The organism is Caulobacter rhizosphaerae, assembly GCF_010977555.1.
GTDB lineage: Bacteria > Pseudomonadota > Alphaproteobacteria > Caulobacterales > Caulobacteraceae > Caulobacter > Caulobacter rhizosphaerae.
Window position 1 is genome coordinate 4,341,626 of record NZ_CP048815.1, and the last position, 16,948, is coordinate 4,358,573.

A 16,948-nucleotide genomic window follows, 5' to 3' on the forward strand; every position below is an offset into this window, starting at 1 on the left:
CAAAAGCTCCTCATCCTGAGGCGCCCGCGCAGCGAGCCTCGAAGGACGCACTGCTCGCAGAGTCCCCCGCTCTCTCGCCATCATCGGACTGTCACGCACCGCTCCTAACCTCGCCTGACCCCAAGCGAAGGTGTGCAGCATGACCGCGATCGATGCGCCCGTTCCCACCACGGCCCCTCCCACCACGGCTTCGGGCCGGCCCGACCTGGACAAGGGGCTGGGCTCCGCCGGCCTCCTGGGCATGGGGGCCGCAATCCTCGTCGCCCTGCTGTATGTCGCTTACAGCGTCTATGCCGACGCCACTTCGGCCGGGGTCAGCGCCGTCGCCTTCCTGCCGTTCGTCCTGTTGTTCATCGCCCTGCTGATCGCCCTGGGCTTCGAGTTCGTGAACGGCTTCCACGACACGGCCAACGCCGTGGCCACGGTGATCTACACCAACTCGCTGCCGGCCAACGTGGCCGTGGTGTGGTCCGGCTTCTTCAACTTCCTGGGCGTGCTGCTGTCGACCGGCGCGGTGGCGTTCGGGATCGTCTCGTTGCTGCCGGTCGAGCTGATCCTGCAGGTCGGCTCCAGCTCGGGCTACGCCATGGTGTTCTCGCTGCTGCTGGCGGCGATCGCCTGGAACCTGGCGACCTGGTTCTTCGGCATCCCCTCGTCCAGCTCCCACACCCTGATCGGCTCGATCATCGGCGTCGGCGTGGCCAACGCCATGATGCACGGGCGCAGCGGCACGGCCGGGGTCGACTGGACCAAGGCCACGGACATCGGCAAGGCCCTGCTGCTGTCGCCGCTGATCGGTTTCGGCGTCGCGGCGCTGCTGTTCCTGGCCGCCAAGCTGCTGATCCGCAACAAGGCGCTGTACAGCGAGCCGACGCCCGGCGTGCCGCCGCCGTTGTGGATCCGCGCCCTGCTGGTGTTCACCTGCACCGGCGTGTCGTTCGCCCACGGCTCCAACGACGGGCAGAAGGGCATGGGCCTGATCATGCTGATCCTGATCGGCACCGTGCCCACGGCCTATGCGCTGAACCGCGCCGTGCCGCCGGCCTACACCGCCCAGTTCGAGACCGCCTCGGCGGCGGCGGCCAGCGCGCTGGCCCCGCACGGCGCCGGGCCGGCTCCAGGCCTGTCGCCGGCCGTCGCGCGGACTTCGGTCACCCGCTACATCGCCGAGAAGACCCTGGCGCCCGACACCGTCCCGGCGGTCGCCGTGCTGATCACCGACATCAACCGCCAGGTCCAGGACTACGGCTCGCTGGCCAAGATCCCGGCCAGCGCCGTCGGCAACGTCCGCAACGACATGTACCTGGCGTCGGAGGGCCTCAAGCGCATCGCCAAGGAGCCCTCCCTGCACCTGGCCGGGCCGGAGAAGAAGGCGCTCGACGCCTATCGCGCCGCCCTGGACAAGGGCACCCGCTTCATCCCCACCTGGGTCAAGGTGGCCGTGGCCTTCGCCCTGGGCCTGGGCACCATGGTCGGCTGGAAGCGGATCGTGATCACCGTCGGCGAGAAGATCGGCAAGACCCATATGACCTACGCCCAGGGGGCCTCGGCCGAGCTGGTGGCCATGGGTACGATCTTCGCCGCCGACCACCTGGGCCTGCCGGTCTCGACCACCCACGTCCTGTCCTCGGGGGTGGCGGGGACCATGGCCGCCAATGGATCGGGCCTGCAGATGTCGACCCTGCGCAACATGCTGGCCGCCTGGGTGCTGACCCTGCCGGTGTCAATCCTGCTGGCGGGCGGGCTGTACTGGCTGCTCTCGCAGGTCTTCTAGGGGCGGCGGCGGGAGTCAAGGCGCCGGAGCGGTGACATCCGGGCGAGGCGGCCCCGCGGGTGAGCTTGGGAAAACGGTGTGGTCGCGACCGACGGCTCCGCTATAAATGCCGAAACAGGCGTTTTCGCCCTTGCCATGCGCCGGTTCCGCCGGGCAGCTTCACCACATCCATAGGTCGCATTCCGTGCAAGATCTCGCCCAAGCCGTCTACCTGTCCCTCGGTCTCACCCTGCTTGGCGGCTATCTGCTGGGCTCGATCCCGTTCGGCCTGATCGCCACGCGGCTGGGCGGGGCCGGCGACATCCGCCAGATCGGCTCGGGCAATATCGGGGCGACCAACGTGCTGCGTTCGGGCCGCAAGGACCTGGCCGCCATTACCCTGCTGGGCGACGCCGGCAAGGGGGTGGTCGCGGTGCTGCTGGCCCGCTGGCTGAGCCACGACAACCCGTTCATTGTCGCCCTGGCTGGCGGCGCGGCCTTCACCGGCCACCTGTTCCCCGTCTGGCTGAAGTTCAAGGGCGGCAAGGGCGTGGCCACCTTCTACGGCGTGCTGCTGGCCGCCTGCTGGCCGGTGGGCCTGCTGGCCGCCGTGACCTGGCTGGCCGTGGCGGCCCTGTTCCGCATCAGCTCGCTGGCCGCCCTGGTCGCCGCCGCCCTGGCCGCGCCGTTCGCCTTGGCCACCGACCAGGACGCCGCCTTCCTGGGCCTGTGCCTGTTCATGGCCGTGCTGATCTTCATCCGGCACAAGGACAACATCGGCCGGCTGCTGACGGGCCAGGAGCCCCGGATCGGCAAGAAGAAGACGGCCGAAGCGCCGCCGACCCAAAGCACAGACGGGGCCGCGTGACGCCGCGCCGCCTCTCGGACAGCGAGCGCCTGGCCTGGCTTCGGCTGGCGCGCACCGAGACGGTCGGCCCGGTCGCCTTCGACCATCTGCTCCAGCGGTTCGGCTCGGCCGAGCGCGCCCTGGTCGCCCTGCCCGACCTGGCTCGCCGGGCTGGCCGCGCCTCGCCCCTGCGGCCGCCGCCCGAGAGCGAGGTCCTGCAGGAGCTGGACAGCGGCCACCGCCTGGGCGCGCGGCTGATCTGCGGCTGCGAGCCGGACTTTCCCCCGCGGCTGGTGGCCCTGGACCCGCCGCCGCCGGTGCTGTGGGCCCTGGGCCGCGCCGAGCTGCTGTCCCAGCCCAGCCTGGCCATCGTCGGGGCGCGGATCGCCTCGGCCGGTGGCCAGCGCTTCGCCCGCCAACTGGCCGCGGAGCTCGGCCGGCATGGCTATGTGGTGGTGTCGGGCCTGGCGCGCGGCGTCGACGGCGCGGCCCACGAAGGCGCCCTGGCGACCGGCACGGTGGCGGTGCTGGGCGGCGGCGTCAGCGACGTCTATCCGCCCGAGCACGCCGCCCTGCACGCCCGCATCGCCCATGAGGGCGGCTGCATCGTCAGCGAAAGCGCCCCCGACCGCCGGGCGATCGCCAAGGACTTCCCCCGCCGCAACCGCATCATCTCGGGCCTTTCGCTGGGCGTGATCGTGGTCGAGGCCGAGCTGAAGTCCGGCTCGCTGATCACCGCCCGCCTGGCCGCCGAGCAGGGCCGCGACGTGTTCGCCGTGCCCGGCTCGCCTCTGGACCCGCGGGCCAAGGGTCCCAACGACCTGATCCGCCAGGGCGCGATCCTGTGCGAGGGCGTCGAGGACGTGCTGCGCTCGCTGTCGGGCCAGGCCCACCTGCGCGAACGCGAGCGGCCTTACGTGACCGAGGACGACGGCGTGGAGGTCGACCACGACGCCCTGCGCGACGAGATCGCCCGCCTGCTCTCCCCCACGCCGGTCTCGCGCGACGAACTGGTCCGCGCCACCCACGCCCCGACCGCGGCGGTGATGGCGGCCCTGGTGGAGCTGGCCCTGGCCGAGCGGGCGGAACTGCTGCCGGGCGGGATGGTGGCGGGGATTTGATGACCTTCGTCTTGCCTTAGGTACTGGATACCCGTACCATGCAGGTCACCTTCGAGTGGGATACCGAGAAGGCGCGGAGCAATCTCGCCAAGCACGGGGTGAGCTTCGACGATGCGTGTTTCGCGATCCTCGATCCCTACCACCTCGAGGATATCGACGATCGTTTCGACTATAACGAAGAGCGGCTGCAGATTATCGGCTTGAGCTCACAACGCGTATTGTTCGTGGTGACCCTCTCCCATGACGAAAACCACTACAGGATCATCTCCGCCCGCCCTGCCGACCGGCATGAAGAGGGTCGTTATCTCCGCGGCAAACCCTAGGCCGCCCGCCGGCGAGACCGATTGGGCGCGCCTCGACGCACTGACCGACGAAGAAATCACAGCCGCCGCACAGTCCGACCCCGACTGCCCACCGCTGACGCCGGAGCAGCTTTCGCGGTTCAAGCGGGTAAACCTTATCAAGGGCATCCGCCTCAAGCTGAGCATGACCCAGGCCGAGTTCGCGGCCGCCTTCCGCCTGCCCCTGGCTACGGTCCGCGACTGGGAGCAGGAGCGCAGCTATCCCGACGCCCCGGCCCGGGCCCTGCTGACCGCCATCGCCCGGGACCCGGAAACGATGATGAGACTGATCGGCGGCGAGGCGGCCTGAGGCCCAAATATTCCTCTCTCTATAGAGAGAGCCGTCGGCCAAATGCGCCGTCCGCCACGGCCGCCGTTGACAGACACCGGGGGACGCCCCCACTTTCCGGCCCTCGCCGCCTCGGTTCGCCCTGGGGACGAACCCAATTCCCAGGCATCCAAGGTCCTAATGAACGTCGTCGTCGTCGAGAGCCCGGCCAAGGCCAAGACCATCAACAAGTATCTCGGGTCCGACTTCAAGGTTCTGGCCTCGTACGGCCACATCCGCGACCTGCCGTCGAAGGACGGGTCGGTGGAGCCGGACAACGACTTCGCCATGAGCTGGGAAGTCGACGGCAAGGCCGCCAAGCGGGTGTCCGACATCGTCGACGCCCTGAAGGGCGCCGATCGCCTGATCCTGGCCACCGACCCCGACCGCGAGGGCGAGGCGATCAGCTGGCACGTGCTGGAAGTGCTGCAGAAGAAGAAGGCGATCAAGGACAAGACCGTCCAGCGCGTCACCTTCAACGCCATCACCAAGTCGAGCGTGCTGGAGGCCATGGCCAATCCGCGCGACATCGACATGGAGCTGGTCGAGGCCTACCTGGCCCGCCGCGCCCTGGACTACCTGGTCGGCTTCACCCTGTCGCCGGTGCTGTGGCGCAAGCTGCCGGGCAGCCGTTCGGCCGGCCGCGTGCAGTCGGTCTGCCTGCGGCTGATCGTCGACCGCGAGCTGGAGATCGAGCGCTTCAAGACCCAGGAATACTGGACGGTCGAGGCCGACGTCACGGCCGGCGCCGAGCCGTTCCTGGCCCGCCTGGTCAAGCACGAGAACAAGAAGCTCACCAAGTTCGACCTCAATAACGAGGGCTCGGCCCTGGCCGCCCGCGCCGCCGTGCAGAAGGCGGTGTTCAAGGTCGCCGCCGTCGAGAAGAAGCCCGGCAAGCGCTCGCCCGCCCCGCCCTTCACCACCTCGACCCTGCAGCAGGAAGCGGCCCGCAAGCTGGGCTTCTCGGCCCAGCGCACCATGCAGGCGGCCCAGAAGCTGTACGAAGGCATCGACATCGGCGGCGAGACCGTCGGCCTGATCACCTACATGCGGACCGACGGCGTGTCGGTCGAGCCGGAGGGCATCGCCGAGGCGCGCAGCGTGATCGGCAACGTCTATGGCGAGACCTACGTCCCCGAGACCCCCCGCTACTACAAGGCCAAGGCCAAGAACGCCCAGGAGGCGCACGAAGCCATCCGCCCCACCAGCCTGAAGCGCAACCCCGGCTCGCTGCGCCTGGAGCCCGACCTGGGGCGTCTCTACGAGCTGATCTGGAAGCGGATGATCGCCTCGCAGATGGAAAGCGCCCGCATCGAGCGCACCACCGTCGACCTGGAGAGCGCCGACGGCCAGACCGGCATGCGCGCCACGGGCCAGGTCGTTCTCTTCCCCGGCTACCTCGCCGTCTACGAGGAAGGCCGCGACGACGAGGGCGACGAGGACAGCGCCCGCCTGCCGATGATCGAGGAAGGCGCGACCGCCAAGGTGCTGGACGCCCGCGCCGACCAGCACTTCACCGAGCCGCCGCCGCGCTATTCGGAAGCCAGCCTGGTCAAGAAGATGGAAGAGCTGGGCATCGGCCGCCCCTCGACCTACGCCTCGGTCCTGACCGTGCTGCGCGACCGCGCCTATGTCCGCATGGAGAAGCAGCGCTTCATCCCCGAGGACAAGGGCCGGCTGGTCACGGCGTTCCTGGAGCAGTTCTTCCGCCGCTATGTGGAGTACGACTTCACCGCCGCCCTGGAAGAGCAGCTGGACCTGGTGTCGGACGGCAAGCTGGACTGGAAGCAGTTCCTGCGCGACTTCTGGAAGGATTTCGCGGCCGCGGTCGGCGAGATCGCCGAGCTGCGCACCACCAACGTCCTGGACGCCCTGAACGAGGCCCTGGGCCCGCACATCTTCCCGGACAAGGGCGACGGCTCCAACCCGCGCGCCTGCCCGACCTGCGGCACGGGGCAGCTTTCGCTGAAGACCGGCAAGTTCGGGGCCTTCATCGGCTGCAGCAACTATCCTGAATGCCGCTACACCCGCCAGCTGGCCACCAGCGAGGGCGACGGCGAGGCCGAGGCCGCCGACAAGGAACTGGGGATCAACCCGGCGACCGGGCGCGCGGTGTGGCTGAAGAACGGCCGCTTCGGACCCTATGTCGAGGAGCTGGCGGCGGAGGGCGGCGGCGACAAGCCCAAGCGCTCCAGCCTGCCCAAGGGCTGGACGGCGGCGGCGGTCGACCTGGAAAAGGCCCTGCGCCTGCTGTCCCTGCCCCGCGAGGTCGGCGCCCACCCGGACGACGGCAAGACCATCACCGCGGGCCTGGGCCGCTTCGGGCCGTTCGTGCTGCACGACGGCACCTACGCCAACCTGGAGAACCCGGAAGACGTCTTCGACATCGGCCTGAACCGCGCGGTGGCCCTGCTGGCCGACAAGCGGGCCGGCGGCGGGCGTCCGCAGCGCGGCCAGGCCGCGGCCCTGGCCGAACTGGGCAATCACCCCGAGGACGGCAAGCCGATCCGCGTGCTGTCCGGCCGCTTCGGCCCCTACATCAAGCACGGCGACACCAACGCCAACGTTCCCAAGGGCGCCGACCCGGCGGCCCTGACCCTGGATGAGGCCGTCGCCCTGATCGCCGAGCGGGTCGCCAAGGGCGGCGGCGGCAAGAAGCCGGCGAAGAAGGCCCCGGCCAAGAAGGCGCCCGCCAAGGCCAAGGCCGAGGCGGCGACGGACGGAGCGGCCCCCGCGAAGAAGGCTCCGGCCAAGAAACCGGCGGCCAAGAAGGCGGCGGCCAAGAAGCCCGCGGCGACAAAGGCCAAAGCCGAGGCGTGACGCGCCTCGGCGGTGGGATTAAGCTGACCGCATGACGTCGCTCGAACGCCCCTTGCCGCTGCCTGTCGTGGTCTTGATCCTGTCGGCCATCAGCGTCGGCGGCTTCGCCTTCGGCCTCAAGAACGCCCTGCTGAAGACCGACCACGAGACGGCCTCGACCGCGCCCCTGGCCGAGGTCTCGGGCGTGCCGGTGCGCGAGGCGACGCCGGCGGTCGCCGAGGTCGCCCCGCCGCCGCCCGTCGAGGCTCCCAAGCCCAAGCCGGTCGAAGAAGTCGACGACACCCCGGTGGTCGCCGCGCCGGTGGTCGAGACCCCGCCCGCCGCGCCGCCCCCGGTCGAGAAGAAGCCGGAAGCCCCGCCGCCCGCCCAGACCCCGCCGCAGCGGATCGAGGACCTGTACTAGGGTCTTCCCTAGCGCGCGGTCTCGTCACAAGCGTGGCAAGGATGTCCCCCGCAAATCGTGGTCGTCAGATCCGCCCTGCTCGAAGGCTCCGCATGAAGTCCTGGCCCTGCCTTGCCCTGCTCGTCGCCTGCACGGCGGCCGCCCCCGCCCTGGCCCAGTCCGAGAAAGAGCAGTTGGAGGCGATCGCCTCGGTCATCGGCCTGGACATGTCGGCCGAAGCGATGATCGGCTATTGCGAACAGGTCGCGCCCGACGCCGCCTCGGGCCTTCGTCCCCGATGGCTGGCCTGGCGCGAGGACGCCCTGCTTCCCCAGGTTTCGCAGGCGCTGGGTCCGGACAAGCTGGGCCAGTTGCGCGGGATCATGGGCTCGGTGGCGACCAGCGCCATCGGCAAGCTCAAGCAGATGGGGCCGCCCCAGACCGTCTGCCCGCAGATCTCCGGCTGGCTGAAGGAAGGCCCCTTCGTCACCCGGACAGCCTATCCCGCCCTCTATGCCGGCCTGCCCGCCGCCGGATCGATCACGGCCGCCTCGGCGACGGCGGCGGCGGCGCCGGCGACCACGGGCGGCGTCTACTATACGCCGGCCCAGCTGACCGCCCTGGTCCAGTCCTGGTTCGGCCCCGCCAACGACGTCAAACGGGCCGGGCGCATGATGGACCAGGCGGGGCGGATCTACATCCAGGGCAAGGTGGTGCGGATGGGCGACGCCTATCTGGTCCAGACCAACGACGGGGTGTTCCGCTCCAGGGTCCTGGTCAGCACCGGCTTGGACCTTGACCGGTACGAGGGACAGACCATCACGGTCGAAGCCGACCTGAAGGAGCTGCCCGGCGGCATGGCCTGGTTGAAGGACAGCCGGATCGTCGATCCCGCGGGCCTGAAGCCCTCGCCGCTGCCCGCCGAGCCCGGGCTGACCCGCTTGCAGGTCTCCGCCGCCCAGATCACCGCCGCGCCGGGCGCGGGGCTCAGACCCGACCAGATGCACGGCCTGCTGCACCATGGCTACGGAACCACCGGCTCCAGCGGCTACGAGTTCCGCGAGGACATCTTCCTGCTGCTGAAGGACGGCACGGTCTATCTGGGCGAGGACGTCGCGCCCAGCGACCTGGACGTCGCCAAGTCGCGCAAGCTGGAGCCCCAGATGTGGGGCCGCTGGCGCCAGGCCGGCGGCGGCTTCCAGATCCAGCGCAACGATGATTTCGGCCGCCCGGAGGCCTGGAGCGACCAGGCCGGCCGGTTGATCCCGACCTGGAAACCGGGACAGCGACTGAACGGCGCCTACACCAGCACGAGCTTCCACGGCAGCCAAGCCTTGGGCGGGACCTACAACTCGACCACCTACAGGTTCTCCGCCGATGGACGATTCGAGGTGATCGGCTATCGCCAGTCCGGCTCGGGTTCGATGGCGGCCAACGCCGGCTTCTCGGGCGGCGCCGCGGGCTATTCCGACGGCGAAGGCTCGAGCGCTTCCGCCGGCGGCGGCGCGGGCGGGGCGTTCGCCAGCGCGCAAAGACGCTCCAACGAAGGCTCGGGCAACCGGGGGACCTATCGGCTGGACGGCCTGAGCCTGGAACTGAAGTTCGACGACGGGCGCACCGAGACCGTGCTCTGCGCGCCCTGGAGCTCCGACCTGAAGGGCATCTACATGCAGGGCCGAACCTTCAGCCAGAACTAGGCAGGACCGTCTTCATGGTCCCTGCGGACGCTTTCCCTTGGCCATCGCCCCCTTCGGCGCGTTAGACGAGGAGAATGGCCAAACCTCGCTCGCCCAAGTCGTCCAAGTTCCCCGCCGCCTCGCCCAAGGGCGGCAAGGTCGCCAAGCCGCCCGCCGGTCTGCCCGATCGCGAGACCCTGCTGGCCTTCCTGCGCGACGCCGGCGAGAGCGGCAAGGCCGACATCGCCCGCCACTTCGGCCTGAAGGGCGCGGATCGTCGAGCCCTGCGCGAAATGCTGCGGACGCTGGAAGCCGACGGATCCCTGGGCAAGCGCGGTCGCCGGGGCTTCGCCGAAGCCGGCGCCCTTCCCCCCGTCGGCGTGGTCGACGTGGTCGAGCGCGACGCGGACGGCGACCTCTATGTGCGCCTGACGAAGGGCGGCGAGGACCTGCCCCAGGTGCGCCTGGCCCCCGGCAAGGGCGAGGCGGCCGGCGGCGCGCCGGGTCTGGGCGACCGCCTGCTGGTCCGCTTCGAGCAGCTGGAGAGCGGCGAGACCGAGGCGCGGCTGATCAAGCGGCTGGGCCAGAGCGCCCACAAGCTGCTGGGGGTGATCCGCAAGCACCGGCGCGAAACCCGGGTCGAGCCGGTCGATCGCAAGTCCAAGGAAAGCCTGCTGATCGACAACCAGGCCGCCGAGGGCCTGAAGGAAGGCGACCTGGTGCTGGCCCAGGTCAGCGGGGCCGGCGCCCGCTACGGACCCAAGTTCGGCAAGATCCTGGAGGTGCTGGGCAGCGAGGACGACCCCCGCGCCGCCTCGCTGATCGCCATCCACAGCCACGGCATCCCCACCGGCTTCAGCGAGGAGGCCGAGGCCGAGGCCGGCGCGGCCCAGCCCCCGACCCTGGAGGGCCGCGACGACCTGCGCGACCTGCCGTTCGTGACCATCGACCCGGTGGACGCCCGCGACCACGACGACGCGGTCTACGCCCATCCCGATCCGGACGCCGGCAACGTGGGCGGCTGGGTGGTCTGGGTGGCCATCGCCGACGTCGCCGCCTATGTGCGCCCCGGCTCGGCCCTGGACCGCGACGCCCGCGAGAAGGGCAACAGCGTCTATTTCCCCGACCGGGTGGAGCCGATGCTGCCCGAGACCCTGTCCAACGGCCTGTGCTCGCTGCGCGAGGGCGAGAACCGGGCGACCCTGGCGGTGCGGATGGTGTTCGACGCCACCGGCCGCAAGAAGAGCCACAAGTTCGTGCGCGGCCTGATGCGCAGCGCCGCCAAGCTGTCCTACGAGCAGGCCCAGGCCGCCATCGACGGCGTCGCCCCGCCGGACGGCCAGGACGCCGACAAGGCCGGGCCGCTGCTGGACCCGATCCTGAAGCCCCTGTGGACCGCCTTCCGCCTGATGGGCAAGGGCCGCGAGGCCCGCTCGCCCCTGGCGATCGAGAGCGACGAGCGCCGCATCGTCATCCGCGAGGGCGAGATCCAATCGATCACCCGCCGCGCCAGCCTCGAGGCCCACAAGCTGATCGAGGAGATGATGATCCAGGCCAACGTCTCGGCCGCCGAGACCCTGGAAGCCAAGCGCCTGCCGCTGATCTACCGGGTGCACGACACGCCCAGCCAGGAAAAGGTCATGAGCCTGGTCGAGTTCCTGCAGACGCTGGAGGTCAAGTGGTCCAAGGGCGAGGCCCCGACCACGGCGCGCTTCAACAAGCTGCTGGACGACACCCGCGAGAGCCCGCACGCGGCGATCATCAACGAGGTGGTCCTGCGCACCCAGATGCAGGCCCACTATTCCAGCGACAACCTGGGCCACTTCGGCCTGAACCTGGCGCGCTACGCCCACTTCACCAGCCCGATCCGCCGCTATGCCGACCTGATCGTCCACCGGGCCCTCATCCGCGCCCTGAACCTCGGGACCGATGGCCTGACCGACCAGGACATCAGCCAGATCAAGGACACCGCCGAGGTCATCACCCACGCCGAGCGCCGGGCCATGGCCGCCGAGCGCGACGCCACCGACCGCTACGTCGCCGCCTTCCTGGCCGACCGGGTGGGCGCGACCTTCAGTGGACGGATCACCGGCGTCACGCGCTTTGGCCTGTTCGTGAAGCTGGACGAGACCGGCGCCGACGGCCTGGTGCCGGTCTCGACCCTGGGCGAGGAATATTTCGTCCATGACGACCGCATGCACGCCCTGGTCGGCGAGCGCACGGGCAAGCGCTTCCCGCTGGGCCTGGCGGTCGAGGTCCGGCTGCGCGAGGCCACGCCCGTGACCGGCGGCCTGCTGTTCGAGATGCTGACCGACGCCCTGCCGGTGGATCCGAAGGCGCCCCGGCCGAGGCTGGGCGTGCGGGCCCGCGCGCCGGTCAAGCCGCGCGGCGGCCTGCCGAAGGGCGTGCGGCGGGGGAAGCGGAAGTAGTTTCGGGAACCCTCTCCCAGAGGGAGAGGGAGGGGCCCGCCGCGCAGCGGTGGGAGGGTGAGGGGCTACACCCTCACCGATTTCACACGGCCGCTCTGCCGGCACGCCGTCGGACGGTTTACCCCCTCACCCTCCCAAGCTTCGCTTGGGCCCCTCCCTCTCCCCATGGGAGAGGGTTCTCAGGGAAGGACCGTCCGGGCCGCCGCCTCGAGCCGGTCGGCCATCATCGTCTGGTCCGCGATCGACGGGTGCCAGTCGCAGGCGCTGAGGTCCATGCCGGTGATCCGCACCGGGGTCGCCAGGCCGGGGGTCTCGGCGTCGACCGCCTGGACCACCGCATCGACATCGGCCGCGAAGCTGTCGCCGGCGATCAGCAGGAACTTCGCCTGAGGCTGGCGGCGGGCTAGGTCGTGGATGAAGCCGGCATAGGTCTTGCGGTAGTCGGCGTGCAGGGCGGCCTCGTCGGCCCAAGCCTCGCCCGCGGCGACGGGGGTGGAGAAGTCGTTGGTCCCCAGGCCGATGACGATCAGGTCGGGTCGCCACGGATCGGCCGGGTCGACGGCGGGCGCGGCCTGGCCGGGGATCAGGCGCGAATAGAGCACCGGCAGGGGCTGGCCGGGCGACGAGCCGCCATAGTTGCGCACCACGCCCCGGCCGGAGAAGGCGACGATCCGGTAGTCGGCGTCCAGCCGGCGCGACAGGATCGGGCCGAAGGTCAGGCTGGTGTCGGTCAGGTCGTGGATCTCGGCCTGGGTGCAGCTTCGCTTGGCGGAGCGCACGCCATAACCGACGGTGTGGGAGTCGCCGATGAACTCGATCTTGCGCGGACGGGCGGGCGGCGGAAGAGCCTGGCCGCCCCGGCCGACGGTAAAGCCCAGGAACCGGGCCGAGCCGGTCTGGCTCTCGGTCAGCTTGTCCACTCGCACGACGTGCTCGCCGGGGCCCAGGTCGTCGAAACTCATGCGCGCGACGCCGGGCAGGTCCAGCTCGGTGCGGACCTTGCCGTCGATGCTGACCGCCAGGTGCTCAAGCTGCGGATCGACCGCCACCTCGACCGAACGCCCGGTGAAGCGACCCTCGAAATAGACGCCGGGCCAGCCGAACTCGTAACCGCCGTCGGGCAGCGCCACGGTCCGGCCGCCGATATTGGGCGTCAGGGCGGTCTGGGCCACGGCCGGGCTCGACAGCGCCAGGGCCGCGACGGCGGCGAGAAACAACGATCGCAAGCAGGTCTCCTTCGGGCGCTCGGGCGCGCTACTTCTTGGCCAGATAATCCAGCGCCAGCAAGACCTCGGCCTTCACCCCCGTCTCGAACACCGCCTCGTCGACATCGAAATAGGGCGAGTGGTTGGCGGGGGCGGTGGCGGCCGGCACGCTGGCCGGGCGGCCGCCCAGCTGGATGAACACCGCCGGGATTTTCTCGCCGTAGCGCGAGAAGTCCTCGGCCCCGGTGACCAGAGGGGCCTGATCGTCGACCTTGCCCGGCGAGGCCTGTTCCAGCACCGGCTTGACCCAGGCCGACAGCGCTGGGTCGTTGCGGGTGACCGGATAGGGCTGGGTGAACACCGCCTGGGCCTTGGCGCCATAGCGCTCGCCGATGGCGGCCACGGTCTTCTGGACCTTGTCGATCACGTCGGCCCGGCGCTCGGCGTTGAAGGTGCGCAGGGTGCCGGTCATGGTCAGGTCCTCGGGAATGATGTTGTTGCGCACCCCCATGTTGATGGTCGCCACCGTCAGGACTGTGGGCGAGGCCCCGACGTCGACCTGGCGAGCCGACAGCTGGTTGAAGGCCTGGACGATGTCGGCCGCGACGCTGGCCATGTCGACCCCGGCCCAGGGCCGCGCCCCGTGGGTCTGCTTGCCCTTGACGGTGATCGTCAGCCGGTCGGAGCCCGCATAGAAGCCGCCGGCCCGGTAGTTCAGGGCGTGGGCGTCGCCGGGACCGATGTGCAGGCCGAAGATGGCGTCGACCTTGGGGTGATCCAGGGCCCCGTCGCGGATCATCAGCAGCGCCCCGCCCTCCTCGCCGGCCTGCGAGCCCTCCTCGGCCGGCTGGAACAGCACCACCACCGTGCCGGGGATCTGGGCCTTCATCCCCGCCAGCACGGTGGCCGCGCCCAGCAGCATGGCCACGTGGGTGTCGTGGCCGCAGGCGTGCATGACCGGCAGGGTCTTGCCCTCCCACGGGGCCGTGACCTTGGAGGCGAACAGCAGGCCGGTCTTCTCCTCGACCGGCAGGGCGTCCATGTCGGCGCGCAAGGCCACCACCTTGCCGGGCTTGCCGCCCTTCAGCACGCCGACCACGCCGGTGCGGCCGACGCCCTCGCGGACCTCGAAGCCCAGGGCGCGCAGTTCCTTGGCCACCAGGGCGGCGGTGCGGACCTCCTGGTTGCCCAGTTCGGGATGCTCGTGGATGTCGCGCCGCCAGGCCACGACCTTGGGCTGGACGGCCTTGGCCGCGGCCGCCACCTGGGCGGTGGACGGCGCGGCCTGGGCGGCGGAGCCGATCAAGGCGGCGGCCAAGGCCAATCCCGAAACCCTTGCGAACATGGTCGTCCCCTCTTGTATCCCCGCGGGAGCTTGGGCGGCGGAGAGCTTGGCGGTCAAGCGCAGGGATGAACTTGGGGACATGCCGCAAGGGCATGTCCTCGTCCCGGGCTGGGGACGCGCCCTTGCGGCATGTCCCCGACAGTTTCCACCTGCCGCGACGGATGGCTGGCGCCGGCGCGAGTCGGGTCTAAGCTCAGGAGATGGACGAGCCGATCGACGCCAAATTCGACACCCGCAACGACGGCGACGTCCGCGATCCGAACGCCGGCGTGCTGAAGCCGCGCCACGCCGCCACCCTGATCGTGGTCCGCGATGACGGCGACAGGCCCCGCCTGCTGATGGGCCGCCGCAACCGGGGCCTGGCCTTCATGGCCGACAAGTGGGTGTTCCCCGGCGGCCGGGTCGACCGCGGCGACTACGCCGCCCCCTCGGCCAGCGAGCTGTCGCCCGACACCGCCGCGCGCCTGGCCCTGGAGCCGCGCCATCCCAGCCCGGCCCGCCTGGCCCGCGCCCTGGCTCTGGCGGCGGTGCGCGAGACCTTCGAGGAGACCGGCCTGCTGCTGGCCAAGGCCGCGCCCGAGCGGCCCGGCGCGGGGGCCTGGCGGCCGTTCCTGGCCCAGGGCGCCCTGCCCGACTTGGCGCCGCTGGCCTTCGTGGCCCGGGCCATCACCCCGCCCTACCGCACCCGCCGCTTCGACGCCCGGTTCTTCATGGCCCCCGCCAGCGCCCTTCTGAGCCTGGAGCGCCAGCCCGACTGCGGCGAGCTGGACGAGATTGGCTGGTTCGACTTCGACCAGGCCCGCGCGCTGGACCTGCCCAACATTACCCGCTTCGTCGTCCACGAAGCGGCCCAGCGCCTGGCCGACCCTGGACGCCCGGCCCCGTTCATGCGCTTCCTGCACGGGGCGCGGCAGTTGAGCTATCTGTGAGGCTTTCGGGCTCGCCCTCGTCCTTCGACAGGCTCAGGATGAGGGCTATTGTCGCGCTGAGCCAACATTCGAAATCATCCTGAGCCTGTCGAAGGACGAGGATTTCGCCCCAACGAGGCCGCCCATGCTCGCCCTGATCCTCGCCGCCCAGTTGGCAGGCCCGCCCGCCGCCATCGACCAGATGGCCTGGCTTAAGGGCTGCTGGATTCACGTCAAGCCGAACGGCGTGGTGGAAGAGCTGTGGACGGGCCCCGGCGGCGGCGTGATGCTGGGCCTGGGCCGCACGGTTCGCGACGGCCAGCTGCGCGAGTACGAATTCGTCCGCATCGTCGAGGCCGACGGGTCGCTGGCCTATGTCGCCGAGCCGTCCGGCCAGGCCAGGGCCACCTTCCCGCTCAAGAGCCTGACCGCGGACGAAGCGGTGTTCGAGGATCCGGCCCACGACTTTCCCCAACGGGTGATCTATCGCCGGCTGGGACCCGACGCCGTGACCGGCCGGATCGAGGGCCAGATCGGCGGCCAGGCCAAGGCCGTCGATTTCCCTTACAAACGATGTCCGACCGGCAATTGACTTTGCCCCGCCGATGAGTATGTTCCGCGCCTCTTATTTCGACCGCGTAGGGACCTGCGCGACCATCGCAGGGATTCGACCATGGCCAAACCGGCTTCCATCAAGATCCGCCTGAACTCGACGGCGGACACCGGCTTCTTCTACGTGACCAAGAAGAACGCCCGCACCAAGACCGAAAAGATGGTGCTGAAGAAGTACGATCCGGTCATCCGCAAGCACGTCGAATTCCGCGAAGGCAAGATCAAGTAGGTCTGCCGACCCTTCGTGATGCGACAAGACGCCCGGCCGCAAGGTCGGGCGTTTTTCGTTGCGCCATTCTTTCCACACACAAGCCAGGCTAAGGCTTTGCGGATGATGCGCCGGACCGTCCTGATCGCCCTTGTGAGCCTGCTGGCGGCCTGCGCGCCGCCCGGCCACGCCGCCACCCCGTCCTATGGCTACCAGGTGGTCCGCACCTATCCCCACGACCCCAACGCCTTCACCGAGGGCCTCTTCCTGCGCGACGGCTTCCTGTACGAGAGCACCGGACTGGAAGGCGCCTCGTCGATCCGCAAGATCGTGCTGGAGACCGGAAGCGTCGAGAATGAACGCTCGATCTCCAGCCAGTTCTTCGGCGAGGGCATCATCGATTGGAAGGACCGGCTGATCCAGCTGACCTGGAAGAACCAGGTCGGCTTCGTCTACGGGATCGACGATTTCGAGACCAAGGGCGAGTTCCGCTATCCCGGCGAGGGCTGGGCCCTGACCCGCGACGACACGCGGATCATCATGAGCGACGGCACCTCGCGCCTGCGGTTCCTGGATCCGGAGACCCTGAAGGAGACCGGCGGGATCACCGTCACCGACGAGGGCCGGCCGGTGGATCAGCTGAACGAACTGGAATGGGTCAAGGGCGAGATCTACGCCAACATCTGGCAGACCGACCGCATCGCCCGCATCGACCCGGCGACCGGCAAGGTGACCGGCTGGATCGACTTGGCGGGCCTGCTGCCGGACGCCGACCGGGCCCGGGCCGACGTGCTGAACGGCATCGCCTACGACGCCAAGGCCGACCGTCTGATCGTGACCGGCAAGCTGTGGCCGCGGCTGTATGAGATCAAGCTGGTGGCGAAGCGGTAAGCTTCCGGGCGGGGACATGCCCTTGCGGCGTGTCCCCATGTCCAGGCGCGGCGGCTGCTGACGGGGACACGCCGCAAGGGCA

General features: G+C 70.1%; 15 protein-coding genes. 13 read left to right on the forward strand and 2 right to left on the reverse strand.

The features are described 5' to 3' along the window. Positions 1-139 precede the first annotated feature (139 nt). From G3M57_RS19750 to rnr, 9 genes are all read left to right on the forward strand, one after another. Positions 140-1,774: an inorganic phosphate transporter gene (locus G3M57_RS19750; RefSeq protein ID WP_082564755.1), complete on the forward strand. Its 1,635-nt coding sequence runs from the start codon at positions 140-142 to the stop codon at positions 1,772-1,774. A gap of 184 nt (positions 1,775-1,958) precedes the next feature. Next, on the forward strand, positions 1,959-2,621 hold the full coding sequence (gene plsY, locus G3M57_RS19755; RefSeq protein ID WP_056761647.1) for a glycerol-3-phosphate 1-O-acyltransferase PlsY: 663 nt from the start codon (positions 1,959-1,961) through the stop codon (positions 2,619-2,621). Continuing rightward, a complete protein-coding gene (dprA, locus tag G3M57_RS19760) occupies positions 2,618-3,721 on the forward strand; it encodes a DNA-processing protein DprA (protein ID WP_163232524.1) in 1,104 nt (367 codons plus the stop codon). The genes plsY and dprA overlap by 4 nt, the downstream gene beginning before the upstream one ends. Positions 3,722-3,759: 38 nt before the next feature. Continuing rightward, a complete protein-coding gene (locus G3M57_RS19765; RefSeq protein WP_163232526.1) occupies positions 3,760-4,044 on the forward strand; it encodes a BrnT family toxin in 285 nt (94 codons plus the stop codon). Between the two features lie 163 nt (positions 4,045-4,207). After that, positions 4,208-4,372 carry a helix-turn-helix domain-containing protein gene (locus G3M57_RS27580; protein ID WP_235526089.1) on the forward strand — a complete coding sequence of 55 codons (165 nt, stop codon included), beginning with the start codon at positions 4,208-4,210 and terminating at the stop codon, positions 4,370-4,372. 159 nt (positions 4,373-4,531) lie between these two features. Beyond that, entirely contained in the window at positions 4,532-7,210 is a 2,679-nt protein-coding gene (gene topA / locus G3M57_RS19775) for a type I DNA topoisomerase (RefSeq protein WP_163232528.1), read from the forward strand. A gap of 31 nt (positions 7,211-7,241) precedes the next feature. Next, positions 7,242-7,613 carry a hypothetical protein gene (locus G3M57_RS19780; RefSeq protein WP_056761634.1) on the forward strand — a complete coding sequence of 124 codons (372 nt, stop codon included), beginning with the start codon at positions 7,242-7,244 and terminating at the stop codon, positions 7,611-7,613. A 92-nt stretch (positions 7,614-7,705) separates the two neighbouring features. Next, on the forward strand, positions 7,706-9,289 hold the full coding sequence (locus G3M57_RS19785) for a hypothetical protein (RefSeq protein WP_163232530.1): 1,584 nt from the start codon (positions 7,706-7,708) through the stop codon (positions 9,287-9,289). A 74-nt stretch (positions 9,290-9,363) separates the two neighbouring features. Further along, entirely contained in the window at positions 9,364-11,697 is a 2,334-nt protein-coding gene (gene rnr / locus G3M57_RS19790) for a ribonuclease R (protein ID WP_163232532.1), read from the forward strand. 179 nt (positions 11,698-11,876) lie between these two features. Here the strand turns inward: rnr and G3M57_RS19795 are convergent, their stop codons facing one another. Together G3M57_RS19795 and G3M57_RS19800 are read right to left on the reverse strand one after the other, a co-directional pair. Then, a complete protein-coding gene (locus G3M57_RS19795; RefSeq protein ID WP_163232534.1) occupies positions 11,877-12,923 on the reverse strand; it encodes an SGNH/GDSL hydrolase family protein in 1,047 nt (348 codons plus the stop codon). 28 nt (positions 12,924-12,951) lie between these two features. After that, complete coding sequence (locus G3M57_RS19800; protein ID WP_163232536.1) at positions 12,952-14,247, reverse strand: amidohydrolase; 1,296 nt, start codon at positions 14,245-14,247, stop codon at positions 12,952-12,954. 200 nt (positions 14,248-14,447) lie between these two features. Here G3M57_RS19800 and G3M57_RS19805 point away from each other — a divergent pair, with 200 nt between their 5' ends. From G3M57_RS19805 to G3M57_RS19820, 4 genes are all read left to right on the forward strand, one after another. Further along, the gene (locus G3M57_RS19805) at positions 14,448-15,176 is read left to right on the forward strand and encodes an NUDIX hydrolase (RefSeq protein ID WP_163232538.1); all 729 of its coding nucleotides are present in this window, start codon (positions 14,448-14,450) and stop codon (positions 15,174-15,176) included. 124 nt (positions 15,177-15,300) lie between these two features. Further along, complete coding sequence (locus tag G3M57_RS19810; protein ID WP_163232540.1) at positions 15,301-15,747, forward strand: DUF6265 family protein; 447 nt, start codon at positions 15,301-15,303, stop codon at positions 15,745-15,747. Between the two features lie 81 nt (positions 15,748-15,828). Continuing rightward, entirely contained in the window at positions 15,829-15,996 is a 168-nt protein-coding gene (gene rpmG, locus G3M57_RS19815; protein WP_010920317.1) for a 50S ribosomal protein L33, read from the forward strand. 102 nt (positions 15,997-16,098) lie between these two features. Further along, entirely contained in the window at positions 16,099-16,866 is a 768-nt protein-coding gene (locus tag G3M57_RS19820; RefSeq protein WP_208789631.1) for a glutaminyl-peptide cyclotransferase, read from the forward strand. Positions 16,867-16,948 lie beyond the last annotated feature (82 nt).

Bases quoted from the DNA above. Each gene is read 5' to 3' on its own strand.
- G3M57_RS19750 (WP_082564755.1), top strand. From the start codon at position 140: ATGACCGCGATCGATGCGCCCGTTCCCACCACGGCCCCTCCCACCACG.
- G3M57_RS19765 (WP_163232526.1), top strand. From the start codon at position 3,760: ATGCAGGTCACCTTCGAGTGGGATACCGAGAAGGCGCGGAGCAATCTC.
- G3M57_RS27580 (WP_235526089.1), top strand. From the start codon at position 4,208: ATGACCCAGGCCGAGTTCGCGGCCGCCTTCCGCCTGCCCCTGGCTACG.
- topA (WP_163232528.1), top strand. From the start codon at position 4,532: ATGAACGTCGTCGTCGTCGAGAGCCCGGCCAAGGCCAAGACCATCAAC.
- G3M57_RS19780 (WP_056761634.1), top strand. From the start codon at position 7,242: ATGACGTCGCTCGAACGCCCCTTGCCGCTGCCTGTCGTGGTCTTGATC.
- G3M57_RS19785 (WP_163232530.1), top strand. From the start codon at position 7,706: ATGAAGTCCTGGCCCTGCCTTGCCCTGCTCGTCGCCTGCACGGCGGCC.
- rnr (WP_163232532.1), top strand. From the start codon at position 9,364: ATGGCCAAACCTCGCTCGCCCAAGTCGTCCAAGTTCCCCGCCGCCTCG.
- G3M57_RS19800 (WP_163232536.1), bottom strand. From the start codon at position 14,247: ATGTTCGCAAGGGTTTCGGGATTGGCCTTGGCCGCCGCCTTGATCGGC.
- G3M57_RS19805 (WP_163232538.1), top strand. From the start codon at position 14,448: ATGGACGAGCCGATCGACGCCAAATTCGACACCCGCAACGACGGCGAC.
- G3M57_RS19810 (WP_163232540.1), top strand. From the start codon at position 15,301: ATGCTCGCCCTGATCCTCGCCGCCCAGTTGGCAGGCCCGCCCGCCGCC.
- rpmG (WP_010920317.1), top strand. From the start codon at position 15,829: ATGGCCAAACCGGCTTCCATCAAGATCCGCCTGAACTCGACGGCGGAC.
- G3M57_RS19820 (WP_208789631.1), top strand. From the start codon at position 16,099: ATGATGCGCCGGACCGTCCTGATCGCCCTTGTGAGCCTGCTGGCGGCC.